The organism is Actinoplanes sp. NPDC049681 (assembly GCF_044465265.1).
Taxonomy (GTDB): domain Bacteria; phylum Actinomycetota; class Actinomycetes; order Mycobacteriales; family Micromonosporaceae; genus Actinoplanes.
The window spans coordinates 634,531-658,787 of sequence record NZ_JBITLP010000006.1; the positions used below are offsets into that span (position 1 = coordinate 634,531).

A 24,257-nucleotide genomic window follows, 5' to 3' on the forward strand; every position below is an offset into this window, starting at 1 on the left:
CCCAGGGAACCTACCGCCGCGGCGCCACCGGAACTAATCCGACTTTCCGACGGACACGCGCACGTTGTCCCGCAGGTAGAACGCCCCCAGCACGGCGAGCGCCGCCAGCACCGGCAACCCCACCAGGAAGACGACCTCGACGAGGACCAGATCCCAGCTCACCGTGTAGATCCACTGCACGCCCGCCGCCTCGGCGAACCGCCCTTGCGCGACGGGCACGCCGGCGATGGCGGCGAGCAACACGAGGACGCGGCGCCGGACGCCGGCCTCCACCCGGGCGACGGCGGCCAGCAGTACGGCGGCAGCCGGCGGGTAGCTCAGCACCATCAACCAGTCCGACGGCGCATCCCACGCCAGGCCGCCCAGGACGCCGGCGAGCACGACGCCGCCGACCACCACCAGACTCCCGCCGAACCCGAGAACCGCCACCGGCTTCCGCGCCCGGCGGGCCACCGTCAGGAGCACGGCGGTCAGCAGCGCGAGGACCAGCACCCAGCCCGTCGACACCCAGTGCCACTGGTCCGACCAGGACGCGACCGCGCCGATCTCGACCACGACGGCGGCCATGGCGAGAGCAGCACCGGTACGACGCATGCCGGCGAGCAACGCGGCGATGACGAGGAGCCAGGCCGCGGTGCGGGCGGCGACGTCGGCGATCATTGCGAATCTCAGGTAAGAATCCCCGGCCCACAACGTCCACAGCGCCGGCCAAAGCCTGCGCCCGGCGGCCGCGGCCAGGAACAGCGCGGCCAGCAGGCCGGTCACGCCGGCGGCGTCACGCCAGCCGGTGCCGCGCGCCCCCTGCAGGCCGCGGCTGATCCGGGCCAGGAAGCCGGACCACAGCAGGTCGGCGGCCTCCCCCGGCGACGGGCGTTGCTGACCGAGACGAGCGCCCTCCATCAGCACCGCGAGCATTTCTTCCTCGTAGGCCCGCCGATGGTCGCGCGGGTACACGGCGAGCAGGCGCCGGTAGCGCAGTTCCAAGGTCACGGCGAACACCATATACCGATGATAGGTATATACGCGAGACGGTTCGTGCCGTCGGCCACGGGTACCGGAAGAGCATGAGTCTGCCGTACGTCCTCGCCGCGGAGACCGATCTCGGCAACCTCGGCGGCCTGACCGGCTGGGTCGCCTCCGTGATCGAGTCCCTCGGCGCCACGGGCGTGGGCCTGCTCGTCGCCCTGGAGAATCTGATCCCGCCGATCCCGAGCGAGATCGTGCTGTCCATGGCCGGCTATCTCGCGAGCGAGGGCCGGGTCGATCTCGTCCTGGTCACGGTCGCGGCGACCGCCGGCTCGGTGGTGGGCGCCCTGGTGCTCTACTGGCTGGGGTACGCGCTCGGCGAGGCTCGCCTGCGGCGCTGGCTCGACCGCATCCCGCTGGTGGACGCCGACGATCTGGACACCGCGGACCGGTGGTTCGAGCGGCACGAGCGGGCCGCGGTCCTCTTCGGCCGCATGGCGCCGGTGGTCCGCAGCCTGATCTCCGTCCCGGCCGGGGCCAACCACATGCCGCTCGGGCAGTTCACCCTCTTCACCGCCCTGGGCAGCGGCGTCTGGAACTGCATCTTCGTCGGCGCCGGGTACGCGCTCGGCTCCCGCTGGCAGAACGTCGAGCAGTACAGCAACTGGATCAACTACGGGGTCTGGGCGCTGATCGTCCTGGCCGTCGCGAACTGGGTTTTCAAGAAGGTCCGCAAACGCCGCCGCGCGGCCGCGGATCGCTGAGATCCACGGCCGCGCGCGTCCCTGAGGAGGGGTCAGAAGCCGGCGCTGATCCGGGTGAACTCCCAGTCGGACTGGGCGATGCCGGAGCAGTTGGAGACCACGCCGCCGCCCGGGCACGGCCGGTCACGGTTGACCGCCCAGAAGGTGAAGCGGGCGAAGCCCTTGCTCTTCGCGTAGTCGCGGATCTGCGTCCACGTCTGCGGGCTGGTCAGCTCCTGCTGGTCGGACAGGCCGTTCATGCCGGAGATGCCCATGTGCGAGTACGCCTGCGCGTCGTTGTAGCCGAAGGTGGTCTTGAGCAGGTTCTTCAGGCCCTCGGACGCGTTCACCGTGCTCTGGTACATGTCCGAGCCGCCGCCGAAGTCGAACGGCATCTGGGTGAAGATGTCGATGTTCGCGCCGAGCGCCTTGGCCTGCTGGACGAGCCGGGTGCCGTAGTAGTTCGGGCCGGACGTCGTCGTACCGAAGGTGAGGATCGTCTTCACGGACGAGTTCCGCTGCTTGACGATCTTCAGCGCGTTCAGGATGCGGTCCTGCACGACGGTGTTCTCGAACTCGTCGGTGTTCTCGATGTCGATGTCGATCGCCTTGAGCCCGAAGGTGTCGATGACCTTCTGGTACGCGCCGGCGAGCGCCTCCGGCGTCGAGCAGTTCGGGCCCAGCTTGTTGCCCTGCCATCCACCGACCGAGGGGACGACGCTGCCGCCGGCCGACTTGATCGCGTTGATGGTGCTCTCGTGCGAGCCGCCGGTCAGGCCGCCCTCGCCGTCCCAGACCGGGTTGCAGCCGTTGGCGAGCACGAAGGCGATCGTGAAGGCCTTGATGCCGGTGGCGTTCATGACCGTCGACGGTGCGGGCGGGTTACCCCAGCCGGGGTAGATGTAGGGCGCCGACGCCATCTTGGTGCCGGTGGAGGGCGGCGGGTCGGTCGGGTCGGTGGGCGGCGGGGTGGTGCCGCCACAGGTCCCGTTGTCGGCCCACACGTCCCACTGACCGCTGTGGGTGGCCGGGCTCTCGTTCTGCGTCCACCACTTCGCGGTGTAGTTGTGGCCGGACTGCGAGGCGGTCATGCCGTTGGTGTAGACCGCGGTCGGACTCCAGGCGGCGGCGCAGGCCGCGGCGGCGTTGGACGCGGTCATGGGGATGATCGCGGCCGCGGTTCCGGTCAGGGCCACGGCGAGGGCGGCCAGGTATCTCATCTTCAGTCGCATGGGGATTCTCCGGTCAGGGCAGGGCGTGGACGTGGGGGGAGACGGCGTTGGCCCATCCGTTGCCGGCGGTGACGTCCCAGTTGATGGACCAGGTCATCGCGCCACGGAGGCCGGGATAGGTGTGCGGCGGCCGGAAGGAGCCGCAGTTGGTGCCACGGGCCAGGCAGTCGAGCGCCTGGTTGACGACGGACGGTGAGACGTAGCCCCCACCGGCCGCGCTGCTGGTCGCCGGCAGGCCGATCGCCACCTGGTCGGGGCGCAGGCCGGCCTCGAGCTGGATGCAGGCCAGGGCGACGATGAAGTTGACCGAGCCCTGCCCGTACGCGGCGTTGTTGTCGCAGCCGAGCATCGCGCCCGAGTTGTAGAACTGGGTGTGGACGACCGTCAGGATGTCCTTGATGTCGAGCGCGAGCTTGAAGTACGAGCCCGCCGGGTTCTGCATGTCGATGGTCTGCGGCGCCATCGTGATGATCAGGCTCGCGCCCACCTTGGCGCGCAGGCCGCGCAGGGCCTGAGCCATGTAGGTCGGGTTGAGCCCGTTCTCGAGGTCGATGTCGACGCCGTCGAAGCCGTACGCCTGGATCAGCGACTGGACCGAGTTGGCGAAGTTGGTCGCGGCCGCCGAGTCACCGACGGACACCGAGCCCTTCTCGCCGCCGACCGAGATGACGACCTTCTTGCCGCGGGAGTGCAGCGTCGCGATGTCGGCCTTGAACTGGGCGTCGGTGTAGCCGCCGACGCTGGTGGAGAGGCCCGGGTCGACCTTGAAGGACACGGCGCCGGGGGTGCTGGTCGCGTCGGCGAACGCCACCGCGATCAGGTCGTACGTGTCGGGGACGGCGGCGAGCTTGATCTCGTTGGCCGGGTTGTCGAAGTTCTGCCAGTAGCCGGTGACGAAGTGCCCGGGCAGCGGGCCGGTGGGCGGCGGGCTGGTCGGCGGCGTGGTGGGCGGTGTGGTCGGGGGCGTGGTGGGAGGGGTCGTCGGGGGCGTCGTGGGCGGAGTGGTCGGGGGCGTGGTGCCTCCGCACGTGCCGTTGTCGGCCCAGACGTCCCACTGACCGCTGTGGGTCGCCGGGCTCTCATTCTGGGTCCACCACTTCGCGGTGTAGTTGTGACCGGACTGCGAAGCGGCCATTCCGTTCGTGTAAACCGCCGTTGAACTCCAGGCGGGGGCGCAGGCGGCCGCGGCACTGGCCGACGAGCCTATGTAGACGGCGGAGCCGGCGGCGACCAGGACGGCTGCCGTGGCGAGGAGGAAGGTACGGCGCATGGGGGTGGGCCTTCCACGTGTACCGAGGTGGGTGCGCCAATTATTAGGAGTGTTAACAGAGGAAGTAAAGGCATCCGTGAACTTAACTTTCCATTAAGAGCTAGGGCCGGAAGTGCTGGTAGCGCTCCCGGCCCTTATGCCTACGTATTGAAGAAAGTCGCTACCTGCGGAACTGGAACCAGTTGACGTTCACAAAGTCCGCCGGCTGCCCGCTGGCGAAAGTCAGGAACACGGTGTGCCGCCCGGAGACGTTGGCCGCGCTGCCCGGCACCGAGCGCCAGGACTGCCAGCCTCCGGTGTTGGCGAGTGCGAAGGATCCGATCGGCGCGTTGCCCCGGCTGTCGATCCGCACCTCGACCAGGCCACTGACTCCCCCGGCCGCGCCGGACGCCACGCGGGCCTGGAAGTCTCGGACTCCGCCCGTACCGAAATCGACGTCGTTGTATTGCAGCCAGTCGCCGTTGCTCAGCCAGCCGACGTCCTCGCCACCCTCGGAGCAGGCCTCCTTGCCCACGGCGGACGCGGCGTCGTAGGACTCTGCCTGGATCGTGCCGTAGGCGTCCCGCGAACCACCGGTCGGCGGCGGGTCGGTGGGCGGCGGCGTGGTGCCACCTCCGCGGCTGTAGACGGCGACGTAGTCCACGAGCATCGGACGGCCCGAGGCGGTCGAGCCGGTCGGAGTGGCGGAGCCGGCGACGCCGTTCGGGAAGGCGCCGCCCATCGCGACGTTGAGCAGGATGAAGTAGCCGGCGTGCCCGGTCATGTTCGTCCAGTGCGGCTCGCCGACCTGGCTCTGGCTGACCGAGTGGTACTGCTGGCCGTCGACGTACCAGCGCATCTGATTGGGGCTGACGCTGCGGTCCCACTCGAAGGCGTACGTGTGGAACGCGGACTGGCAGCTGGAGCCGGGACAGGCCCGGTTGGCGCCGATGCCGAGCGTCTCGTTGCAGGGCCCGCCGGGGTTGACGCCACAGTGCAGCACGCCCCAGACGGCGTTGATCCCGTTGACGTTCTCCATGATGTCGAACTCGCCGACCGACGGCCAGTTCTGGTAGTTGCCCCGGTACGGCGCACCGAGCGCCCAGAACGCGGGCCAGTAGCCGGCGGCCTCGGCACCGGTCACGTTGGGCATCTGGATCCGGCCCTCGATGCGCAGCACCCCACCGTCCGGCGGCTTGAAGTTGCTGCGCTGGGTCTCGATCCGCGCCGACGTCCACTGACCGGAGCCGTTGCGCAGTGGCGTGATGCGCAGGTTGCCGGCGCCGTCCTGCGCGAGGTTGCTGGTGCTGTTCGTGTACGTCTGGATCTCTCCGGTGCCCCACTGCGCGGGGCCGCCGGGATAGCTGGTGCCGGTGTCGATGATCCAGTTGGCGGAGCTGGGCAGGGTGTTGGCGGGTCCGGTGAAGTCGTCCGCCCAGACCTGGGTCCATCCGGAGGGGACCGGTGGCAGGGCGGCCTGGGCGGAGACGGCGACGGCGGCGGATGCGGTCAGGGCGGCGGCGACGGCCGCGGCGGCGGCGAAACGGCGACGAATTCTCATGACGACGGCTCCCAGGGCAGTCGTGACAGGCGAGAGAGCGCTCTCAGAAAGTTTCCTTCTTGTTTCGCCAAGTTGTCAACATTAAGAACTTTCAATCTCTGGGCGGCGCATGACCAGCTGTTCCAGCGCCGCCCAAGCGGCGAATGTTACGAGACGAGGGCGTTCATGCTTCCGCGCAGCGGGTGTCCACGGGCGGGGCCCCGCGGCCTCCACCACGCCGTTCAGGCCGGTGAGCCGCGCAGCGTCGCGAAGACGGGCAGGCCGGGCGAGATGAGCGGCCGGCGGCACGCCGAGCGGCCGACCCGCTCCCAAGCATCGGGGCCGGAAGCGCTGGTGACGCTTCCGGCCCCGAATGCGTACCGGTGGGAATGCCGCTAGGTGAGGAACTGGAACCAGTCGACGTTCACGAAGTCGGCCGGCTGGCCGCTGATGAAGGTCAAGAAGACGGTGTGCCGCCCGACCACGTCGGCCGCATCAGCCGGTACCGTACGCCAGGACTGCCAGCCGCCGGTGCCGGCGAGCGCGAACGAGCCGATCGGCGCGTTGCTCCGGCTGTCGATGCGTACCTCGACCAGGCCGCTCACGTCCCCGCCGGCGCCGGACGCCACCCGCGCCGCGAAGGCGTGGACTCCGCCCGTACCGAAGTCGACGTTGTCGTACCGCAGCCAGTCGCCGTCGCTCAGCCAGCCGACGTCCTCTCCACCCTCGGAGCAGGCCTCTTTGCCCACGGTGGACGCGGCGTCGTACGACTCGGCCTGGATCGTGCCGTACGCGTCCCGCGGGCCACCCAGCGGCGCGCCGGCTCCTCCGGAGGTGTACACGGCCACGTAGTCCACGAGCATCGGACTACCCGGGGCGGTCAGGCCCGTCGGGGTCGCCGAGCCGGCCACACCATCCGGGAAGGCGCCCCCGATCGCGACGTTGAGCAGGATGAAGTAGCCGGGGTGCTCGGTCATGTCCGTCCAGTACGAGTCGCCCACCTCGCTCTGGCTGACCGAGTGGTACCGCTCGCCGTCGACGTACCAGCGCAACTGGTTGGGGCTGACGCTGCGGTCCCACTCGAAGGCGTACATGTGGAAGGCGGACTGGCAACTGGATCCGGGGCAGGGCCGGTTGGCGCCGTTGCCGAGCGTCTCGTCGCACGGACCACCCGGATTAACGCCGCAGTGCAGCGAGCCCCACACGGCGTCGGCGCCGTTGACGTTCTCCATGACGTCGAACTCGCCGGCCGACGGCCAGCTCTGGTAGTTGCCCCGGTAGGGCTCGCCGAGCGCCCAGAACGCGGGCCAGTAACCGGCCGCTTCAGCACCGGTCACGTTCGGCATCTGGATCCGGCCCTCGATCCGTAACACCCCGCCGTCCGGCGGTTTGAAATCGGTGCGCCGGGTCTCGATCCGCGCGGACGTCCACCGGCCGGAGTCATCACGCAGCGGCGTGATGCGCAGATTGCCGGCACCGTCCTGCGCGAGATTGCTGGTGCTGTCGGTGTACGCCTGAACCTCGCCGGTGCCCCACCGCGCCGGCCCACCGGGATAGCTCGTCCCGGTGTCGATGATCCAGTCGGCGGAGCTGGGCAGGGTGCCGGCAGGTCCGGTGAAGTCCTCCGCCCAGACCTGCGTCCACCCGGAGGGGGCCGGCGCCAGGGCGGCCCGGGCGGGGACTGCGGCGGACAGGGGGAGAGTGGTGGATACGGCGACGGCCGCTATGAACGCAATATGGCATCGAATTCTCATGACAGCGCTTTCCGGGCAGGCGTAATAGGTGAGAGAGCGCTCTCACGGAAGCCTCCTAGCGCTTTCCGCCCATTGTCAACGGTGAGCCGTAAATCCGTCAGCGGCGCAGGACAAGCTGCTCCAAAGCGGTCCAGGCGGCAGATGTTACGAGATAAAGCCCGCCCGCGAGCGGTAGGCAGGCCACCGCCGCGACCGTGAGGTACGGCAGCCGGGTCAGGATCCCGCCGAGCGGGTTGTCCGCCGGCATCGACCGCCGCGCCCGTCGCGACGACCACCACGCCAGCAGCCCGGCGAGGCCGAGCAGCACCGAGAAGACGGGCAGGCCCGTCGCGAGGTGCGCGGTCAGCGGCACCCCGAGCAGGTGTCCCGCGAGGACTCCCGTCGGTGCACCGGCGCCCGGCCGGACCACGTGGTACATGAGCATGAAGAACGGCGCCTGCGCGAGAGCGGGCAGGACAGCGGCGAACGGACTCGCGCCGTTCGCGCGCTGCAGGGCGAGCGTCTCGCCGGCGAGGCGGACGGGATCGTCTCGGTGTCTCTCGCGCAGGATCGCGATCTGCGGCGCCAGGGCGGCGCCCCGTTTCGCGGAACGTGCCTGCAGCCAGGCGAGCGGGCTGATCAGCAGGCGGACGGCGACGGTGAACACGACGATGGCCAGGGCGGCGGCGAGCGTACCGGTGGCCGGGGTGAGGAGGGTGGCGAGACCCTCGAGGGCGGACTGCGCGACACCGATGACGGCGTCCAGCGCGGCGGAAACGGACATGGGCGTACCCCTGCGATCCTCAAGGCGGACGGGACGCGGAGGTGGCCGGGCCTAGGAAAGCGCGACCACCGACGGGGTCGCGGGCGCTCGGGGGCGCGGACGTCCGGCCGCATCGGGATCGAGAAGGCGAGGCAGGCGCCGGATCCGGGACCGCCGGCCGGCGGCGGAGACCCGGCCCGGGGCCGGCGGCGGAAGTGCCGGCAGGCCGGCCGCCGCGACCACCACGAGGAGGGCCGCCGCGACCACGGCGAGCCCGAGCAGGAGATGCGGGGACGAAGTCGCGGGGCCCGGCAGGGCGACAAACGCCCAGAACCCCAGCAGCAGCACGGATATCACGCTACGCCTGAGAGGCAACATCCGTTTTCCGGCACGGACTGGAGGGTACGTTGCGGCGCATGGCGATACCGGAGACTGCGGCGGAGGCGACCACGATCTCCGAGGAGCTGGCCGAGGCGGCGCAAGCCCAAGGGCTGCTGACCCTCGGCGTGGAAGAGGAATACCTGCTCGTCGACGCGGTGGAACCCCGCGCGGTCGAGGCCGTCGAGGAGGTCTTCGACCGGCTCGGCGACGACATCCGCGACTCGGTGCAGCACGAGTACATGCGCAGCCAGATCGAGACCGCCAGCCCGCCGCAACTGGAGCTGGGCAGCCTGTTCGACGCGATGAAGCGGCTGCGCGCCGGCATCGCCACGGCGGCGGAGGCGGCCGGCGTGCGGGTGGTGGCGGTCGGCGCGGCTCCGGGCTCCGGCCCGAACACCCGGGTGGTGGACAAGCCGCGCTACCACCGGATGCGGGAACGCTTCGGCGACCTGTCCCCCGGCGCCGGCCTCAACGGCATGCACGTGCACGTCAGCGTCCCCGACCCGGAGACCGGCGTGCAGGTCCTCAACCATCTGCGCCCCTGGCTGCCGATCTTCCAGGCCGCGACGGCCAACTCGCCGTACTTCGCGGGCCACGACACCGGGTATGCCAGCTGGCGCTCGATGCTCTGGGAACGCTGGCCGACCGTGGGCCCGACGCCGTACCTGGAGTCGCACGAGCACTACCTGACGCTCATCTCCGATCTGCAGGCGAGCGGCGCGATGCTCGACGAGGGGATGCTCTACTGGTACGCCCGGCTGTCGGCGAACTACCCCACGGTCGAGATCCGGATGGGCGACGTCTGCCCGTCGCTGGACGACACCGTGCTCCTGGCCGCGCTGGCCCGGGCGCTCGTCGGGACGGTCCTGGGCGAGATCCACGACGGCAAGCGGGCCCCCGACGTCGCGCACCCGCTGCTGCGGGCCGCGCACTGGCGGGCCGCGCACGACGGCCTCGAGGGTCTCAACATCGACATGGCCACCCGGGAGCCGCGCCCGGCGTGGCGGCTCATGCGTCAGCTCTTCGACTACGTACGCCCGGAGCTCGAGCGCCACGGCGACCTGGAGCTGGCCACCGTGCTGATGGGCCGGCTGCGCGCGCACGGCACCGGGGCGGCCAGGCAGCGCGCGCTCATGGCGCAGAACGCCACGATCTCCGACGTGGTGGACTGGCTCGCCGGCGCCACCGCGGGCGCGCGGTGAAACTGGTCGTCATCGGCGGGGATGCGGCGGGGATGTCCGCGGCCTCCCAAGCGCGCAAGCGCAAGGGCCCGGACGAGCTCGAGATCGTCGCGTTCGAACGGGGCCATTTCACGTCGTACTCGGCCTGTGGGATCCCGTACTGGATCGGCGGCGCGGTGACCGACCGGGACGCCCTGATCGCCCGCGAACCCGCCGCCTTCGCGGAGGCGGGCATCGCCGTACGGCTGCGGCACGAGGTCGTGGCGATCGACCTGGACCGGCGTGAGGTGATCGCCAAGGACCTGGACGGCGGCGGCGAGTGCCGCGAGGGCTTCGACGAGCTGGTGTACGCGGCCGGCGCCGTCCCGGTCACCCCGCAATGGGCGCGCATCGACGCGGGCGGCGTCTTCGGCGTGCAGACCCTCGACGACGGCGAGGCCATCCACGCCTGGCTCGACCGGGAGCCACAGCCCCGCCGGGCCGTGGTGATCGGCGGCGGCTACGTGGGCGTCGAGATGGCCGAGGCGATGGTCCGGCGGGGGCTGGAGGTGACCCTGCTGGAGAAGTCGCCGCAGCCGATGTCCACCGTGGATCCGGACATGGGCGAGCGAGTTCGGCGCGCCATCTGCGGGCTCGGCATCGAGGTGCGCACCAACGCCCACGTCCAGGGCCTGGAAAGCGAGAACGGCCGGGTCTCGGCGGTGGTCACCCCTGATGAAACGCTGCCGGCCGACATCGTGGTGCTCGGTCTGGGCGTACGCCCGAACACGGCGCTGGCCCAGGAGTCCGGCATCCCGGTCGGCGTCACCGGCGGCCTGCGGACCGACCTGCAGATGCGGGTGGTGGGCCCGGACGGGCGCGTCGACGGGCTCTGGGCGGCCGGGGACTGCGTGCAGACCGTGCACCGGATCAGCGGCCAGCCGGTGCACGTCCCGCTGGGCACCCACGCCAACAAGCAGGGCCGGGTGGCGGGCATCAACATCGGCGGCGGCTACGCGACGTTCCCGGGAGTCATCGGTACGGCGGTGACGAAGGTCTGCGAGCTCGAGGTGGCGCGCACCGGCCTGGCGGAGAAGGAGGCGACCGCGGCCGGCTTCGACTACGTCACCGCCTCGGTGGAGTCGACGAGCCGCGCGGGGTACTACCCGGGTGCCAGCCCGATGGTCGTCAAGCTCATCGCGGAACGGCGTACGGGCATGCTTCTCGGCGCCCAGATCGTCGGCCGGGAGGAGGCCGCCAAGCGCATCGACTCCCTGGCGATAGCGGTCTGGAACCGGATGACCGTGGAGGAGATGACGGCGCTGGACCTCAGCTACGCCCCGCCGTTCTCCCCCGTCTGGGACCCGGTGCTCATCGCCGCCCGCAAGGCGACGGACGAGGTCCACGCCTCGCGCTGACCCGTTCGGGACGCACCGTCCGAACTGTCTTCACCATTCGCCGTCGACCACACGGCATTGACCTGCGGTGATTACTTTCAGCCACGCGATGATCACGAATGCGGTATCGTCTTTGATCTTGCGGCAGGGTAGGCATGACGAATGCCGCCGCAACCCCCCGAACGTACGGCGCCGGAGAAGGGCCCCCGACACGCGGCCGGACCGGCGAGGTCCCTGCGTTTCGGCGCGCTGACCGGCGGCACCGGCGGCTTCCCGCACGTCTCCGTCCTGGAGGGCGAGACGTCCCTGGGCCGGCACCGTCGCCCGGAGTCGCTCGCCGACCCGACAGTCCTGCGTCCACCCGGGACGGACCGCGTCGCGGGCGGCCGCCGCCCGGCGCTGGACCTCGCGCCTCGCTCATCCGCTCCTGCTGGCCGCACCCTTCCCGCCCGCTCTCCTGCCGCCCGCTCTCCTGCCGCCCGCCCTCTTTCCGCCCGGCGGGCCCGGGGCCGGCACGCCAAGGCCGCGGATCAGCTGGCGATCACCGTGCGGCCCCTCCCGGTGGTGCGCGAGGCGGCGGGCGCGGTGCGCGACTGGGCGCTGGCCGACAACGGCAAGCGACCGGCCACCGGCGCCCACCGGGCCCCCGGCACCCTGCCCATCGAGTCGTGGCTGCTCATCGGCCGGCACCGCCAGCAGGCGCTGCTCGCCGGGCTCGTCGCCGTCGGCCTCATGCTCGTCGTCCTGCCGATGCGGCAGAACGACACCACCGGCGTGAACCCGGTCAACGCCGCCGACCACTCGATCGCCACCGCGGCCAAGGCGCCGGCCAAGAAGCCCGCCAAGAACCCGCCCGCCGTCCCGGCCAAGCAGGGAACGGCGCCGCAGGCCACCCCGGCGTCCGCGCCGCCGTCCGGCCGACCGGCCGAGCCCGAGCCACCGGCGGCCGCCGCCACGCCGCCCACCTCGGCCACCGAGCCGGCGCCGGCCGTCGCGGTCCCGGAGGGCAACGGACCGGCCAAGTCGCTGCGCACGACGGGTTCCGACACGGTGGCCCTGACCTTCGACGACGGTCCCGACCCGGTGCAGACGCCGAAGATCCTCGAACTCCTGCGCGAGAACCACGTCAAGGCGACGTTCTGCCTGGTCGGCACCCAGGTCCGCCGGCACCCGGACATGGTCCGCCAGATCGTCGCCGAGGGCCACACGCTCTGCAACCACACCTGGAACCACAGCCTGACGATCGGCAAGGACAAGCCGGAGAAGATCGCGGCGGATCTGGCCCGCACCAACGAGGCCATCCGTGCGGCCGTGCCGGACGCGAAGATCCCCTTCTTCCGCGCCCCGGGCGGCAACTTCACCGACCGCCTGGTCCAGACGGCGTACGCCGACGGCATGACCTCCCTCTACTGGGAGGTCGACCCGCGCGACTGGGAGCACACCGAGGGCGAGGACGACGCCGCGCACGTGGAGAAGGTCGTCAAGGGCGTGCAGGACCACGTACGGCCCGGGTCGATCGTGCTGTCCCACGACTTCAACCAGCCGGACACGGTGGAGGCGTACGAGACGCTGCTGCCCTGGCTGCAGGAGAACTTCCAGCTCGGCCTGCCGTCGGAACCGGAGCCGCCCGTCGCACCGCCTCCCGCCTCGGCCCCCGCCTCCGCCGGTCAGTGACGGCTCAGGGCTGGCAGGCCGGGCACCAGTAGAGGTTGCGCCCGGCCATCGGCCCGCGCTGCACCGCCGTCCCGCACACCAGGCAGGGCTGACCCGGACGGCGGTAGACGTACACCTCGCCGCCGTGCCGGTCCACCCGCGGCGCGCGTTGCATGGCCTCCGGCGTGTGCGCGGTGTGCACCGTGTCGATACGGCCGCGCGCCACACCCTCCTTCATCAGCGCCCGCAGGTCGTCCCAGATCTCCTGCCAGCACGCCGCCGAGATCCTGCTGCCCTCGGTCGTCGGGGCGAGCCCGGCCCGGAACAGCACCTCGTTCGCGTAGATCAACCCACACCCGGCCACCACCGTCTGGTCCAGCAGGAGGGCGAACACCGGCTTCGTGCTGGCACGAACCCGGGCGTACGCAACGAGCGGGTCGGCGTCGTCGCGCAGCGGATCCTGCCCCAGCCGCGCGCGCAGCACCGCCACCTGGCCGGGATCGAGCACCTCGCAAGCGGTGGGGCCACGCAGCTCCAGCCAGTGCCCGCCACCCACCATCCGCATCCGCAGCTGGCCGACCGGCTCGGGCACGGGCGGCACCCCGTCGGCGAACTTGCCGTACAGACCGAGGTGGACGTGCAGGCTCCGCTCGCCGTCGAAGTGGTGGAACAGGTGCTTCCCGTACGCCTCGGTGTCGGCCAGCCGGCGCCCGGTGATCAGGGCCGCACCGGCGGCGAAGCGCCCCTGCGGGCTGTCGACGGTGACGACGTGGCCGGCGAAAAGCTCGCGATGGCGGGCGGCGAGCCGGTGAATGGTGTGTCCCTCTGGCACGGTCCGCAACGGTAGCCGATGCATCGATCGCCCGGCTTACCCCATGCCCGGCCGCCGCATGGCCTGCGGCACGGCGAAGGCCCCCGCCGGGGAGAGCGGGGGCCCGGAGAGCCGGAGCGGTCGTGCCGCGGATCAACCGCCCAGGCTGGTGTAAAGGCTGTCCGGCGCCTCGGTGAGCTGCGAGGCCGGCGGACGCTGCGCGTCGACCGTGGTGCCGTAGTCCGTGTACAGCACCTCGAGCGGCTGGGGCTGCTGCCCCTTCACGGCCGGGAGCTGGATGGTGAGGGCGGAGAGCCGGCCCTGCTCGTCGAGGCCCGCGGTGAACGGCACGTCCTGCGCCTGCGCTCCCCACGTACTGATCATCTTCTGGTCGACTCCCGCGACGCCGGCGGCCTTGGTGAGGTCGAGCGTGCCGCGGTAGCTGCGGGGGTCGACCTGCTGGACGTCGGTGGTGGAGTTGAGCAGCTGGGCGGTGTTGGCCGGGTCGATCTGGCCGGGCCGCAGGCCGACGTTCGCGCCCTCGGGCAGGCGGGACACGTCCACGTGGGTCCAGGTGCCGGGCTTGGTGACGCCCGGGACCTGCAGGTAGAGGTCCTTGTCCACCAGCAGCGTCTTGACCTGGATCTCGGTGTTCGGGCCGCTGGCCGTCAACGTCGCGGTGCCGACGCCGTGCGGCGCGTCCATGAGCCCGTTGAGCTTGAGGCCGGGTCCGGACGTCATGGTCACCTTGAAGCTGTTCTCGCCGAGCTTGGCCGCCGCATCGGCGAGCGCGGCGGCAGCGGCGGGATCGGCCGCCCCCACGCTGGCGGAAGCGCTGGGTACGCCGCTCGCTGGGGTGCCGGCACCGGGGGTGGCGTCCCCGTTGTCGGAGCAGCCCGCGACGGCGAGCGCCACCGCAGCCAAAGAAGCCAGGCCCAGCCCACGAACTCGAGCCGTCCGCATGTCGTTCCTCCCTGCATCGCCGCCATGACGAAGGCTCACCCAATGCCCGATCGCCCGGAGAACGAAACAGCGATGGCCGGGCGGACGAGTCCACCCGGCCACCATCGACAGCCGCGGATCAGGCGTTGAGGATGCCCGAGAGCTGGCTCGGCGCCTCCTGCACCTGCGACGCCGGCGGCGCCTGCACCGAGACCGGCGTACCGAAGTCGTAGTACTTGGTCTCCACCTTGCCGGCGCCCGCACCGAGGCTGCTCATGTCGAGCGTCAGCTCGGTGAGACGGCCCTCGCCGTCCTTCTTCGCGGTGAAGGGCACCTTCGTGGCCTTGGCACCCAGCGCCTCGATGCTCTTGTTCTTGTTGTAGCGGGGCGACTTGGTCAGGTCCAGCGTGCCCTTGTAGCCCTTGTCGCCGACCCGCTCGACCTGCGTCATGGCCGAGATCATGGCCTTGGTGCCGGCCGGGTCGTCCTTCGGCATCACGTTGAAGCTGCTGCCCTCGCTCAGCTTGGACGCGTCGACGTGCATCCAGGCCTTGGTCTTGTCGGCGCCGCCGAGCATCGCGCCGATCGAGCCGCCGAACTTCATGTAGAGGTCGTCGCCGATCTTGCGCATCTCGATCGCGGTGCCGTCGCCGAGGGCGCCCATCTCCATCGACATCTTCACGTTGCCCGACTTGGGGTCGGCCACGCCGCTCATGCTCATGGCACCGGCCATGTTCATGTCGATCTTCATGCTCTGCTCGCCGAGCTTCTGCGCCGCGGCGGCCAGATCGGCGGCCGGGTCCTGCTTGTCGGCCGCCTGCTGAGCCGCGACGCCGGAACCCTTGCCGCCGGTCGGCGCCGCCTTGTCCTCGTCCGGCCCGCAGCCGGTCAGGCCGAGCGCCGCGACGAGTGCCAGTCCGGCGATCGCCAGCCGTCGATTGCTCATGTGGGTTTCCTCCCCGTGTTGCCGCATGTCGGCGCCCACCGTAGCGGAACCGTGCGACATTCCGGCCGCGGCCGCCGACGGGAGGGCACCGGCGGCGACTAAGCTCAGGTCATGGCTGACCTGCTCGACGCCGATTCGGTACGCAACGCCGTCGCCGTCCTGGACGGCTGGGAGGGCGGCCCGGACGCGATCGTGCGCACGGTGGGCCTACGCAGCTTCCCCGCGGCGATCGCGGTGGTCGACCGGGTGGCGAAGGTGGCCGAGGAGATGGACCACCACCCCGACATCGACATCCGCTGGCGCACCCTGACGTTCCGCTGCAGCACCCATTCCGCGGGCGGCGTGACGACCCGGGACATCGCCCTGGCGAACCGCATCGACCGCATTCTGGCCGACGACGCCTGACCCGCGACGCCTTTCCGACCGGAAGATCACGTCACCCTGATTGGCCGCAGCCCGCCTCCGGACGGCATGATGGCCGGGGCAGCCGCACGCGTATCCACCGGGAGGCCATGTGAGATTCGAGGTCAGCAAGGTCCTCGACGCCATCGAGGCGCGTCTCACCACCGACCCCGCGCTCGCCCGGGCGGTGGTCGATCTTTCCGAGATCGTCCGGTACGCGGACCTCGACGGCGGCCGGCCCGCCAGCATGCTGCGGCTGGGCCTGGTCATCGACGCGCTCGGCCGGCATGTCGCCGAGGAGAACGTCCCGGTGTACGCGGTGGTTCCCCGCGGCCTGCTCTCCGACGCCGACCTCACCTCGAACGAGCGCATGGTGGTCCGCCGCTGGGCCGACGACGGCGTGGTCGAGGTCGTGCCCCAGCTGGACGACCGGGTGTACGAGGTCGCCGAGCTCCTGGGCCTGCCCGTGCTCACGCGCGGCCGGGCGGAGCAGTTCCGCGATCGCCGCCCCTGGATCGAGGAGCCCGGCCGGTTGCTCGCGGCTGTGCCCGGCGCCGGCGGTCCGGTGCTGGTAGCCAGGGTCGGGCGCGGCGAGGTGCCGCCGGTGGCCGAGCCCTCCCCGACGGGTCAGAAGCTGCTGTCGCGCGTCTGGGGCTGTCCCGAGTCCAACTGCAGCGCGTACGGCTCTGGCGGCGACCCGGACAGCCCGTTCGCCGACATGCGCAAGACCACCAGCCCGGTCTCCCAGCCGCCGCCGTCGTTGCGGGGCGGTGTGCCCACCTGTCCCCGGCACGGCACCCGGTTGCGCGATGCGGGTCCGCGCCCGGCCGTCGAGGTTCTTTCGGTACGCATCGACGGCGTCGTCCGTCAGCGTTTCGTGGTCTCGACCGAGAAGCCGGTCGTGGTGGGCCGGGCGCCGGAGGGTGGCGGCGTCATGCTGGGCCAGTGGCTGAGCGACGACGCCCGGAAGTGGATCAGCCGCGGGCATGTCCGGCTGGCCCTGCGCAGCGGCGAGCTGAGCGCCCAGGACGTGAGCACCAACGGCACGGGCATCCGGCCGAACGGCTCCTTCGACGACGACCAGCGGATCACCCTCAACCGCGACGAGACGCGGGCGCTCGCGCCGAACGACGTGGTCGAGCTCTACGCGAACGTGCACGTGGGCCGGGCGAAGCTGTGGCACTCCGGCGGGGTGGCTCAGCCGCACTCGGTGATGGCCGAGGCCCCGACCATGGCGATCCGCAAGTTCGAACGGTAAGAGCGGCGGCCGTTGCCGGCCGCCGCCCCACCGCCCCCTCTCACAGGATTGCGGCCAGCTGAGCCAGCGCGTGATCGATGTCGGCGGGCGTGACCACCAGCGGCGGCGCGAGCCGGATCGTCGATCCGTGGGTGTCCTTGGCGAGCACGCCGCGGGCGGCGAGCCGCTCGACGGCCTGGCGGCCGGTCATCAGCGCCGGGTCGATGTCGACGCCGGCCCAGAGCCCGCGTCCCCGCACGGCGAGCACGCCGCGGCCGATGAGCGCGTTCAGGCCCTCGTGCAGCCGGGCGCCGAGCTCGGCCGAACGCTGCTGGAACTCGCCGGTCTCGAGAAGCTTGACGACCTCGGTGCCGACCGCGCAGGCGAGCGGGTTGCCACCGAACGTGGAGCCGTGCTCGCCGGGCTTGAGCACCCCGAGCACGTCCCGGTTCGCCGCGACGGCCGAGACGGGGATGATGCCGCCGCCCAGGGCCTTGCCGAGCAGGTACATGTCCGGGACGACACCCTCGTGCTCGATCGCGAAGGTCTTGCCCGTACGCCCGAGCCCGGACTGGATCTCGTCCGCGATGAACAGCACGTTGTTGTCGGTGCACACCCGCCGCACGCCGGCCAGGTAGCCCGCCGGCGGGACCAGCACACCGGCCTCGCCCTGGATGGGCTCGAGCAGCACGGCCACGGTGTTCGGCGTGATCGCCGCGGCGAGGGCCTCGCTGTCGCCGTACGGAACGACCTTGAAGCCCGGGGTGTACGGGCCGAAATCGTTCCGCGCGTCCGGGTCCGTCGAGAAGCTGATGATCGTCGTGGTCCGGCCGTGGAAGTTGTCCGCGGCGACGATGATCTCCGCCTGCCCGTCCGGCACGCCCTTGACCTGGTAGCCCCACTTGCGGGCGACCTTGATGCCGGTCTCGACGGCCTCGGCCCCGGTGTTCATCGGGAGCACGAGCTCCTTGCCGCACAGGTCGGCGAGGCGGCGGCAGAACTCGGCGAACTGGTCGTGCACGAACGCGCGGCTGGTCAGCGTGAGCCGGTCGAGCTGCGCGTGGGCGGCGGCGATCAGGCCGGGGTGCCGGTGCCCGAAGTTCAGCGCCGAGTAGCCGGCGAGGAAGTCCAGGTAGCGGCGGCCGTCGACGTCGGTGACCCAGGCGCCCTCGGCGTCGGAGATCACGACGGGCAGCGGGTGGTAGTTGTGCGCGGTCCAGCGCTCGGCGTCCGCGAGCGCCGCGGGCGTACGCATGTCCAAGTCCGTCACGATCGAACCTCCAGGGTGCAGCACTTCGGGCCGCCGCCGGCCTTGCGCAGCTCGCTCACGTCGACCCCGACGGTCTGGTATCCGGCGGCCTGCAGGGCCGCCGTCAGCGCGGTGGCCTGGACCGGCAGCACCACAGTACGGCCATCGCTGACCGCGTTGAGGCCCAGCACCTCGGCGTCGGCCGCGGTGGCGATGACGGCGTTGGGGAACATGCGGCGCAGCACGGCCTGCGAGCCCGGCGAGAACGCGGACGGCAGGTAGGCGATGTTCTTCTCGTCCAGCACGCACAGCGCGGTGTCGAGGTGGTAGTACGCCGGGTCGACCAGCTGCAGGGTGATGACCGGGCGGCCGAAGACCTCCTGGGTCTGGGCGTGCGCGGCGTGGGCGGTGCGGAAGCCCGTACCGGCGAGCAGCACGTCACCGGCGAGCAGGATGTCGCCCTCGCCCTCGTTGGTGTGCTTCGAGTCGAAGGTCTGGAACCCGGCGTTGTCGAACCACGCCTTGTACGCCGGAGCCTCGTCGGCCCGCTCGGCGTCGCGGAACTGCACGGCGAGCACCTTGCCGTCGACGACGGTGGCGCCGTTCGCGGCGAAGACCATGTCGGGCAGGCCGGGCAGCGGGTCGATCAGGTCGACGGTGTGGCCCAGGTCGAGGAACGTCTGCCGCAGGTTCTCCCACTGGCTGACGGCCAAGGCGTTGTCGTACGGCGCCGTCGGGTCCATCCAGGGATTGATCCGGTACGTGACGGCGAAGTAGGTAGGCCGGCACATCAAGTAGCGGCGGGGGGCAGCAGTCGTCATGAAAGAAACGCTAAGGGCGAAGTGCCTGCGTACGCCCCTGATCACCGTTGCGCACGGCGGTGAATCGTTGCGTCATCCGCGGCCGCCGCGACGATTCGTTGCACATGCGTCGGGGGCGGCGAACCGCCGCCCCCGCACAACGTTGCGGTCCCGTCCCGAGTCGGTCGACGGTGATCGCCGATCGGCCCGTTCCCGCTCTTTCCGGCGCACCGCCGGATGATTCGGGGCGGGACGGTTGATGACCGCCCCGGTTCCGAGGAGTTCCCGGAGGCTCATCGCCGCCGGTGAATGTCAGATACCCGTCAGAAGCGGTTCGCAAACTGTGTGTCAAGCCACTCTCGCAGGCTGGTGACCGGATGCATGTCGGTGCCGAGCCAGGAGAGCGAGCCGGTGAGCGCCAGCACGCCCACGACGATGGCCGCCAGAGCCAGCACCAACCCGATCAAAGCGTCGGTCTTCCCGGCGACGTGCCGCTTCCCCGTGGCACGGATGCCGGCGATCGACAGGATCAGGGCGAGCCCGGCGACGCCGATGCCGTAGCCGAGCAGCGGGCCGGAGAGCACGAGCAGGGCGCCGGCCACGCCGGTGATCAGGGCAAGGGTGGCGAGCAGGCTGGCGCGCGGCTTGGGACCGGCGAGCGGCTCGGGGGTGCGGTCGGTCCGGGCGTCCTCGATCCGGTCGCGGTCGGCGTGCCGGGTTTTGTCGCGGTCGACGACCGCCATGGGGACGGTGCTGTCCCGGTCGTCGGCGGCGGCGCGTTCCGCGCGGCGCTCGTCGGTCCGGGCATCGTGCCGATAGGTGCCGGCGGCGGCGGCGGTCCGGTCGGTGGCCGCGCGGTCCGCGGCATGGTCGGCGCCGGCGCGGCCGGTGGTCGCGCGCTCCGCGGCCCGGTCGGCGGCGGCACGGTCGGTCGTTGCGCGCTCCGCGGCCCGGTCGGCGGCGACGCGCTCGGTGGCCGCCCGATCGGCGGCGCGTTCGGTGGCCGCGCGGTCGGCGGCCGCCAGGTCCTCGGGGCGGCCGGCCTGGACCGCTCCGGACTGCGTGGGGGCATCGGTACGCGCGGAGACAGGCGCTCGGTCTTCGGTCTCAGTAGTGGCGTCGGAGTGGCGGGAGAACGTCGGGAGTCTCACGTCAGCACCTCCTTCAAACCTTCGGGGATGCCCTCGCTATACCCCTGCGGCCCGTGAGGCACACAAACGGGCGCACGGTCACCCCGTACGCCCGTTCGAGTAGACGCGTCAGACCAGCGCGGACGTCGCCGAGACGTCGGCCGCCTTGGAGATCACGTGGTCGACGATGCCGTAGTCCTTGGCCTCTTGCGCCGTGAACCAGCGGTCGCGGTCGGAGTCGATCTCGATCTCCTCCGGGGTGTGCCCGGTGTGGAAGGCGATCCGCTCGTTCATCACCTTCTTGATGTGCAGCATGCTCTCGGCCTGGATGGCGATGTCGGCCGCGGTGCCACCGATGCCGCCGGAGAGCTGGTGCATCATCACCCTCGCGTGGGGCAGCGCGTACCGCTTGCCGGGGGTGCCGGCGCAGAGCAGGAACTGGCCCATCGAGGCGGCCATGCCCATGGCGATCGTGGCCACGTCGTTCTTGATGTACTGCATGGTGTCGTACACGGCCATGCCGGCGCTGATCGAGCCGCCCGGCGAGTTGATGTACAGGGCGATGTCCTTCTCGCTGTCGGCGGAGGCGAGCAGCAGCATCTGGGCGCAGATGCGGTTCGTCACCTCGTCGTTGACCTCGCTGCCGAGGAAGATGATGCGCTCCCGGAGCAGTCGCTCGAAGACCTGGTCGTCAAAGGATGCGCCACCAGACCGCATCACGAAGTCGTCAACACTCATGGACCCACCCTCTCGCACCAGCCGGAGGGGTGCGGCACCCACCCGGCATCAGACTCTCCTACCTTCCCCGGTAACGACCGCCACGCCCAGCGATTCCCCTGAGGGCGAAAGGCGAACGCTCAGCGGGACGGCACTGCGGCGCGACGGGCCGTCCAGTCCGTACCCAGCGGGCGGGGCTCCGGGCGGTGCTCGTCGATCCACTTGTCGATGCGGGCCCACCAGTCGTAGAGCCAGGCCACCCGCTCCTCCTCGCCCGCCGGGATCTCCTCCGGGGGCACGCTCCAGAACCGCATGATGAGCCGCTTGTCCATCGGCAACTCCCGCCAGACGTCCCCGACGGTGATCATCTTGTCGAGGCCGGTGTGGGCCACGAAGATCACGCCGGCGTCCGGGGCCGCGTCGATGGCCGCCAGCAACCCGCCCGGCTTCGGCGGGAGAAGGTTACGCAGGCGCTCCGCGCGTTCGGCCATGTCTTCCAAACCGCGAGCGCGCAGCCCCGCGATCGCCCGGACCCGGCGGTGCGGGGTGAAGTTGCCACCCTCCGGGAAGATGACGAACGCGTCGTTGTGGTCGAGGCCGCTCGCCAGCGCCCCGACGTGCTGCTCGAGGTCGGTGACGCCGGGACGGCCCGGGCTGATGAACCGGTTGGGCAGGCGGTTGAGCAGGACGTCGACCGCCGGGTCCCACTGCAGGGTGGCCTTGAGCACGATGCGTGGTTCCCGCTCGAACCAGTTGACCAGCGCGTGGATCAGCACGAACGAGTCACCCGGCCCGGCGTGCCGGCTGACCACGATCTCGGGGCGCCCCGGCATGCCCGTGTCGGGGTCGGTGCCGACGACGTCGATGCTCAGGTGCAGCGACCACCTCGCCACCCAGAACAGCGCGCGCAGGAACAAGCCGGTCAGTACGTAGTGAGCGCGCTGGAACGCCGGCGTCCTGATCTTCCACCCGAAGCCGGACGCCACCCAGAGGCCGGCCAGGCTGACGAGGGCGGCCGCGTCCCAGACGACGTACACGATGCCCAGGAACACCAGGCGCGGCAACCGCAGATGGCCGGGGGCGAACGGCGACGCGGCGAGCGTGAGCAGCAACCACACCGGCAGCGTCGTCAGCAGCACGACCGCCAGGATCACCACCAGCGGGGCGATGACCAGGCGGCGGGCCCAGGGCGGCGCGAGCATCAGGCGCCGTCGAGGTTCGCGGCCAGGTAGCGGCGGGACGCCGTGTAGGCCCGGCTGATGCGGCGTCCGGCGGCGGCCATGTCGCGGTAGGCCCACGGCGAATCGTCGCGGCTCTCGCCGCCACCGGTCGGTAAGACGTGCACCTGCACATCGTCGGGCAGCGATGCAAGCTCCCGCGCGAACCGGTGCCGCCGCGCGATCTCGAACGCCACCTGCGCGACCTCCCACGGCCGCTTCGGCACGGAGAGGGGCCGCTCGACGCGTCCTACCTGGAGCACGAAGATCAGTTTCGCGCCGACCCGGACCGCCTCCCCGATCGGGATCGAGTTGACGATGCCGCCGTCGACGAAGTGCTCGCCGCCGACCTCCATCGGGGGCAGCAGCCCCGGCACCGAGGACGAGGCGAGCACCGCGTCGACCAGCGGACCGCTGTCGAACCAGTGCTCGGCGGCGCGCTCGATGCTGGCGGCGCAGCACCGGAACGGCACCTTGAGATCGGCGAAATCGGCGTGCTCGCCCAGCTCGGCGCCGAGCAGGCGGCGCAGCGGCAACGGCGAGTGCAGGTGGGTGCGCGCGGCGAACCGGCGGAGCTGCCGGGCGAGCGAGTCCCCGTAGACCTCCGCGGCCTCGGGCGACGACCAGAGCCGCACCAGCCGGTCGGTGACGGCCTCGGTCGGGTCCGCGGCGACGAGCGCCCCGTTGACCGCACCGATCGAGGTGCCCACGACCACGTCGGGCCGATAGCCGGCCCGGAACAGCGCCCGGAGCATGCCGACCTGCACGGCCCCGAGGACGCCACCCCCGCCCAGCACGAACGCGACCGGCTTCTCGACCATGCAGCCATCGTTTCACGTCGTGGCGCCGCGGAACCCGTTGTCCACAGGCGCCGGCTACGAGCGGCAGGTTCCGTCGGAGTAGGTGTTGCCGCCCAGGTCAACGATCTGCGCCCACACGGCCCGGCAGTTCTCGGCACCGTGGCTGGTCGTGTTGCCGCTGACCTCGGTGCGCTGCAGGGTGACCCGCCCGGGGCCGTACGGGTTCTCCGGCCCCGGTACGTACCCGAGCGTGATGTTGATGCCCCCACCGCCGTCCTCGGCGTAGTTGCCGGTCACCGCCGAGTCCACGACGGCCACGGTCTCCGTGCCCCGTACGTCGATGCCGCCGCCCAGCCCCGCGAGTTCCCCGGGTCGGGTGGGGTCGTACGGGTTGGTCACCCGGTTACCGGTGATCGTCGACCGCTCGATCCGGCCACGCCAGTCGAAGCGCAGGCCCCCGGCCTCCCCCGCCTCGTTGCCGTCCACGAGGCTGTCGCGCAGCGTCATCGAGGTGAACGGGATGTTCTGCACCGCGCCGCCGAAGCGAGCCGTGTTGCCGGTCAGCCGCACGCGCTCCATGGTCAGGTCGGAGGAGTTCAGCACGCCCCCGCCGCCGTAGTAGTTGTACAGCGAGGCGACCGGCGCGGAGACACCACCGGTGATCGTCATGTCGGTGATCGTGGCGGGGCCGAGGGTCGTGAACACCCGGTCGAGGTGGGCGCCGTCGATGACCGTACGGTCGCGCCCCGCGCCGACCACGGTGGTGGGCTTGAAGATCTTCAGGTTGCCGTGCGCGGCGTCGGCCAGGGTGTAGTCGGTGAAGGCCCTGCCGAGCAGCGGCGGGATGGAGAGCGCGAACCGCCCCTCCGGGACGACGATGGTCGACCCGGGTGCGGCGTTCGCCTCCATGACCGCGGCGCGAAGTGTGCACGCGCCGCCGTCGGTGGCACAGCGACCGTCGCCGGGGTGGCTGTCGGGTGCGTCCGCGGTGCTGTCCACGTGCAGCTGCAGCGCACCGTCCCGGGTCGCGGCGGCGGCCGGCGACGCCACCGCGACGGTGAGGATGGTGGCAAGGAGTATCGATGTCCTCATGACCCGGCAAGTTACTGGGGAGTAAGGAGGTAATCCCGAACAATGCCGGATTTGCTCAGATGGTGCCAGCTCGATGATCAAAGCTTGCGACGTTCAA

At 71.2% G+C, this 24,257-nt stretch carries 23 protein-coding genes; 6 read left to right on the forward strand and 17 right to left on the reverse strand.

The window, feature by feature from the left end:
* Positions 1-33: 33 nt before the first annotated feature.
* The gene (locus ACIBO8_RS24725; protein ID WP_396117634.1) at positions 34-1,002 is read right to left on the reverse strand and encodes a hypothetical protein; all 969 of its coding nucleotides are present in this window, start codon (positions 1,000-1,002) and stop codon (positions 34-36) included.
* A 62-nt stretch (positions 1,003-1,064) separates the two neighbouring features.
* Here ACIBO8_RS24725 and ACIBO8_RS24730 point away from each other — a divergent pair, with 62 nt between their 5' ends.
* Positions 1,065-1,730, forward strand: coding sequence for a DedA family protein (locus ACIBO8_RS24730; protein WP_396117635.1), 666 nt, complete (start codon positions 1,065-1,067; stop codon positions 1,728-1,730).
* Between the two features lie 32 nt (positions 1,731-1,762).
* Here the strand turns inward: ACIBO8_RS24730 and ACIBO8_RS24735 are convergent, their stop codons facing one another.
* The 6 genes from ACIBO8_RS24735 to ACIBO8_RS24760 all read right to left on the reverse strand — a co-directional run bounded on the left by ACIBO8_RS24735 (position 1,763) and on the right by ACIBO8_RS24760 (position 8,574).
* Complete coding sequence (locus tag ACIBO8_RS24735) at positions 1,763-2,941, reverse strand: chitinase (RefSeq protein WP_396117636.1); 1,179 nt, start codon at positions 2,939-2,941, stop codon at positions 1,763-1,765.
* Positions 2,942-2,954: 13 nt separating this feature from the next.
* Positions 2,955-4,211 carry a glycosyl hydrolase family 18 protein gene (locus ACIBO8_RS24740; protein WP_396117637.1) on the reverse strand — a complete coding sequence of 419 codons (1,257 nt, stop codon included), beginning with the start codon at positions 4,209-4,211 and terminating at the stop codon, positions 2,955-2,957.
* Between the two features lie 160 nt (positions 4,212-4,371).
* Positions 4,372-5,751 carry a carbohydrate-binding protein gene (locus ACIBO8_RS24745; protein ID WP_396117638.1) on the reverse strand — a complete coding sequence of 460 codons (1,380 nt, stop codon included), beginning with the start codon at positions 5,749-5,751 and terminating at the stop codon, positions 4,372-4,374.
* 374 nt (positions 5,752-6,125) lie between these two features.
* Entirely contained in the window at positions 6,126-7,484 is a 1,359-nt protein-coding gene (locus ACIBO8_RS24750; RefSeq protein WP_396117639.1) for a carbohydrate-binding protein, read from the reverse strand.
* Between the two features lie 97 nt (positions 7,485-7,581).
* Positions 7,582-8,247, reverse strand: a complete 666-nt coding sequence (locus ACIBO8_RS24755; RefSeq protein ID WP_396117640.1) for a YidC/Oxa1 family membrane protein insertase — start codon at positions 8,245-8,247, stop codon at positions 7,582-7,584.
* Positions 8,248-8,298: 51 nt separating this feature from the next.
* A complete protein-coding gene (locus ACIBO8_RS24760) occupies positions 8,299-8,574 on the reverse strand; it encodes a DUF6412 domain-containing protein (RefSeq protein ID WP_396117641.1) in 276 nt (91 codons plus the stop codon).
* 68 nt (positions 8,575-8,642) lie between these two features.
* Here ACIBO8_RS24760 and ACIBO8_RS24765 point away from each other — a divergent pair, with 68 nt between their 5' ends.
* From ACIBO8_RS24765 to ACIBO8_RS24775, 3 genes are all read left to right on the forward strand, one after another.
* Positions 8,643-9,809 (forward strand): glutamate--cysteine ligase, encoded by a 1,167-nt coding sequence (locus ACIBO8_RS24765; protein ID WP_396117642.1) that lies wholly within the window; start codon positions 8,643-8,645, stop codon positions 9,807-9,809.
* Positions 9,806-11,185, forward strand: a complete 1,380-nt coding sequence (locus ACIBO8_RS24770; RefSeq protein ID WP_396117643.1) for an FAD-dependent oxidoreductase — start codon at positions 9,806-9,808, stop codon at positions 11,183-11,185. Before ACIBO8_RS24765 ends, ACIBO8_RS24770 begins: the two co-directional genes overlap by 4 nt.
* Before the next feature lie 141 nt (positions 11,186-11,326).
* Positions 11,327-12,838, forward strand: a complete 1,512-nt coding sequence (locus ACIBO8_RS24775) for a polysaccharide deacetylase family protein (protein WP_396117644.1) — start codon at positions 11,327-11,329, stop codon at positions 12,836-12,838.
* 4 nt (positions 12,839-12,842) lie between these two features.
* On the opposite strand, the gene ACIBO8_RS24780 is transcribed toward ACIBO8_RS24775, so the two are convergent.
* The 3 genes from ACIBO8_RS24780 to ACIBO8_RS24790 all read right to left on the reverse strand — a co-directional run bounded on the left by ACIBO8_RS24780 (position 12,843) and on the right by ACIBO8_RS24790 (position 15,516).
* Positions 12,843-13,649, reverse strand: a complete 807-nt coding sequence (locus ACIBO8_RS24780) for an Fpg/Nei family DNA glycosylase (RefSeq protein WP_396117645.1) — start codon at positions 13,647-13,649, stop codon at positions 12,843-12,845.
* 132 nt (positions 13,650-13,781) lie between these two features.
* Positions 13,782-14,591 (reverse strand): hypothetical protein, encoded by an 810-nt coding sequence (locus tag ACIBO8_RS24785; RefSeq protein WP_396117646.1) that lies wholly within the window; start codon positions 14,589-14,591, stop codon positions 13,782-13,784.
* Between the two features lie 118 nt (positions 14,592-14,709).
* Positions 14,710-15,516, reverse strand: coding sequence for a hypothetical protein (locus ACIBO8_RS24790; protein WP_396117647.1), 807 nt, complete (start codon positions 15,514-15,516; stop codon positions 14,710-14,712).
* A 111-nt stretch (positions 15,517-15,627) separates the two neighbouring features.
* Between ACIBO8_RS24790 and ACIBO8_RS24795 the strand changes: the two genes are divergently transcribed.
* Both ACIBO8_RS24795 and ACIBO8_RS24800 read left to right on the forward strand, forming a co-directional pair.
* Entirely contained in the window at positions 15,628-15,921 is a 294-nt protein-coding gene (locus tag ACIBO8_RS24795; protein ID WP_396117648.1) for a 4a-hydroxytetrahydrobiopterin dehydratase, read from the forward strand.
* Between the two features lie 109 nt (positions 15,922-16,030).
* Positions 16,031-17,176 (forward strand): FHA domain-containing protein, encoded by a 1,146-nt coding sequence (locus ACIBO8_RS24800; RefSeq protein ID WP_396117649.1) that lies wholly within the window; start codon positions 16,031-16,033, stop codon positions 17,174-17,176.
* Positions 17,177-17,216: 40 nt separating this feature from the next.
* Here the strand turns inward: ACIBO8_RS24800 and rocD are convergent, their stop codons facing one another.
* From rocD to ACIBO8_RS24835, 7 genes are all read right to left on the reverse strand, one after another.
* Positions 17,217-18,410 (reverse strand): ornithine--oxo-acid transaminase, encoded by a 1,194-nt coding sequence (gene rocD, locus ACIBO8_RS24805; RefSeq protein ID WP_396117758.1) that lies wholly within the window; start codon positions 18,408-18,410, stop codon positions 17,217-17,219.
* Positions 18,411-18,421: 11 nt separating this feature from the next.
* On the reverse strand, positions 18,422-19,225 hold the full coding sequence (gene ddaH, locus ACIBO8_RS24810; RefSeq protein ID WP_396117650.1) for a dimethylargininase: 804 nt from the start codon (positions 19,223-19,225) through the stop codon (positions 18,422-18,424).
* A 302-nt stretch (positions 19,226-19,527) separates the two neighbouring features.
* Positions 19,528-20,355: a UbiA family prenyltransferase gene (locus ACIBO8_RS24815; protein WP_396117651.1), complete on the reverse strand. Its 828-nt coding sequence runs from the start codon at positions 20,353-20,355 to the stop codon at positions 19,528-19,530.
* A gap of 108 nt (positions 20,356-20,463) precedes the next feature.
* The gene (locus tag ACIBO8_RS24820; RefSeq protein ID WP_396117652.1) at positions 20,464-21,072 is read right to left on the reverse strand and encodes an ATP-dependent Clp protease proteolytic subunit; all 609 of its coding nucleotides are present in this window, start codon (positions 21,070-21,072) and stop codon (positions 20,464-20,466) included.
* Between the two features lie 119 nt (positions 21,073-21,191).
* The gene (locus tag ACIBO8_RS24825) at positions 21,192-22,253 is read right to left on the reverse strand and encodes a 1-acyl-sn-glycerol-3-phosphate acyltransferase (RefSeq protein WP_396117653.1); all 1,062 of its coding nucleotides are present in this window, start codon (positions 22,251-22,253) and stop codon (positions 21,192-21,194) included.
* A complete protein-coding gene (locus ACIBO8_RS24830; protein ID WP_396117654.1) occupies positions 22,253-23,089 on the reverse strand; it encodes a patatin-like phospholipase family protein in 837 nt (278 codons plus the stop codon). The genes ACIBO8_RS24825 and ACIBO8_RS24830 overlap by 1 nt, the downstream gene beginning before the upstream one ends.
* Positions 23,090-23,143: 54 nt before the next feature.
* Entirely contained in the window at positions 23,144-24,160 is a 1,017-nt protein-coding gene (locus ACIBO8_RS24835; RefSeq protein WP_396117655.1) for a hypothetical protein, read from the reverse strand.
* Positions 24,161-24,257 lie beyond the last annotated feature (97 nt).

What these genes read in the sequence shown, in the direction of transcription:
- ACIBO8_RS24835 (WP_396117655.1), bottom strand. Translation starts at nt 24,160, where the DNA reads ATGAGGACATCGATACTCCTTGCCACCATCCTCACCGTCGCGGTGGCG.
- ACIBO8_RS24775 (WP_396117644.1), top strand. Translation starts at nt 11,327, where the DNA reads ATGCCGCCGCAACCCCCCGAACGTACGGCGCCGGAGAAGGGCCCCCGA.
- ACIBO8_RS24730 (WP_396117635.1), top strand. Translation starts at nt 1,065, where the DNA reads ATGAGTCTGCCGTACGTCCTCGCCGCGGAGACCGATCTCGGCAACCTC.
- ACIBO8_RS24825 (WP_396117653.1), bottom strand. Translation starts at nt 22,253, where the DNA reads ATGCTCGCGCCGCCCTGGGCCCGCCGCCTGGTCATCGCCCCGCTGGTG.
- ACIBO8_RS24755 (WP_396117640.1), bottom strand. Translation starts at nt 8,247, where the DNA reads ATGTCCGTTTCCGCCGCGCTGGACGCCGTCATCGGTGTCGCGCAGTCC.
- ACIBO8_RS24750 (WP_396117639.1), bottom strand. Translation starts at nt 7,484, where the DNA reads ATGAGAATTCGATGCCATATTGCGTTCATAGCGGCCGTCGCCGTATCC.
- rocD (WP_396117758.1), bottom strand. Translation starts at nt 18,410, where the DNA reads ATGCGTACGCCCGCGGCGCTCGCGGACGCCGAGCGCTGGACCGCGCAC.
- ACIBO8_RS24735 (WP_396117636.1), bottom strand. Translation starts at nt 2,941, where the DNA reads ATGCGACTGAAGATGAGATACCTGGCCGCCCTCGCCGTGGCCCTGACC.
- ACIBO8_RS24765 (WP_396117642.1), top strand. Translation starts at nt 8,643, where the DNA reads ATGGCGATACCGGAGACTGCGGCGGAGGCGACCACGATCTCCGAGGAG.
- ACIBO8_RS24795 (WP_396117648.1), top strand. Translation starts at nt 15,628, where the DNA reads ATGGCTGACCTGCTCGACGCCGATTCGGTACGCAACGCCGTCGCCGTC.
- ACIBO8_RS24725 (WP_396117634.1), bottom strand. Translation starts at nt 1,002, where the DNA reads ATGGTGTTCGCCGTGACCTTGGAACTGCGCTACCGGCGCCTGCTCGCC.
- ddaH (WP_396117650.1), bottom strand. Translation starts at nt 19,225, where the DNA reads ATGACGACTGCTGCCCCCCGCCGCTACTTGATGTGCCGGCCTACCTAC.
- ACIBO8_RS24740 (WP_396117637.1), bottom strand. Translation starts at nt 4,211, where the DNA reads ATGCGCCGTACCTTCCTCCTCGCCACGGCAGCCGTCCTGGTCGCCGCC.
- ACIBO8_RS24785 (WP_396117646.1), bottom strand. Translation starts at nt 14,591, where the DNA reads ATGCGGACGGCTCGAGTTCGTGGGCTGGGCCTGGCTTCTTTGGCTGCG.
- ACIBO8_RS24830 (WP_396117654.1), bottom strand. Translation starts at nt 23,089, where the DNA reads ATGGTCGAGAAGCCGGTCGCGTTCGTGCTGGGCGGGGGTGGCGTCCTC.
- ACIBO8_RS24790 (WP_396117647.1), bottom strand. Translation starts at nt 15,516, where the DNA reads ATGAGCAATCGACGGCTGGCGATCGCCGGACTGGCACTCGTCGCGGCG.
- ACIBO8_RS24820 (WP_396117652.1), bottom strand. Translation starts at nt 21,072, where the DNA reads ATGAGTGTTGACGACTTCGTGATGCGGTCTGGTGGCGCATCCTTTGAC.
- ACIBO8_RS24745 (WP_396117638.1), bottom strand. Translation starts at nt 5,751, where the DNA reads ATGAGAATTCGTCGCCGTTTCGCCGCCGCCGCGGCCGTCGCCGCCGCC.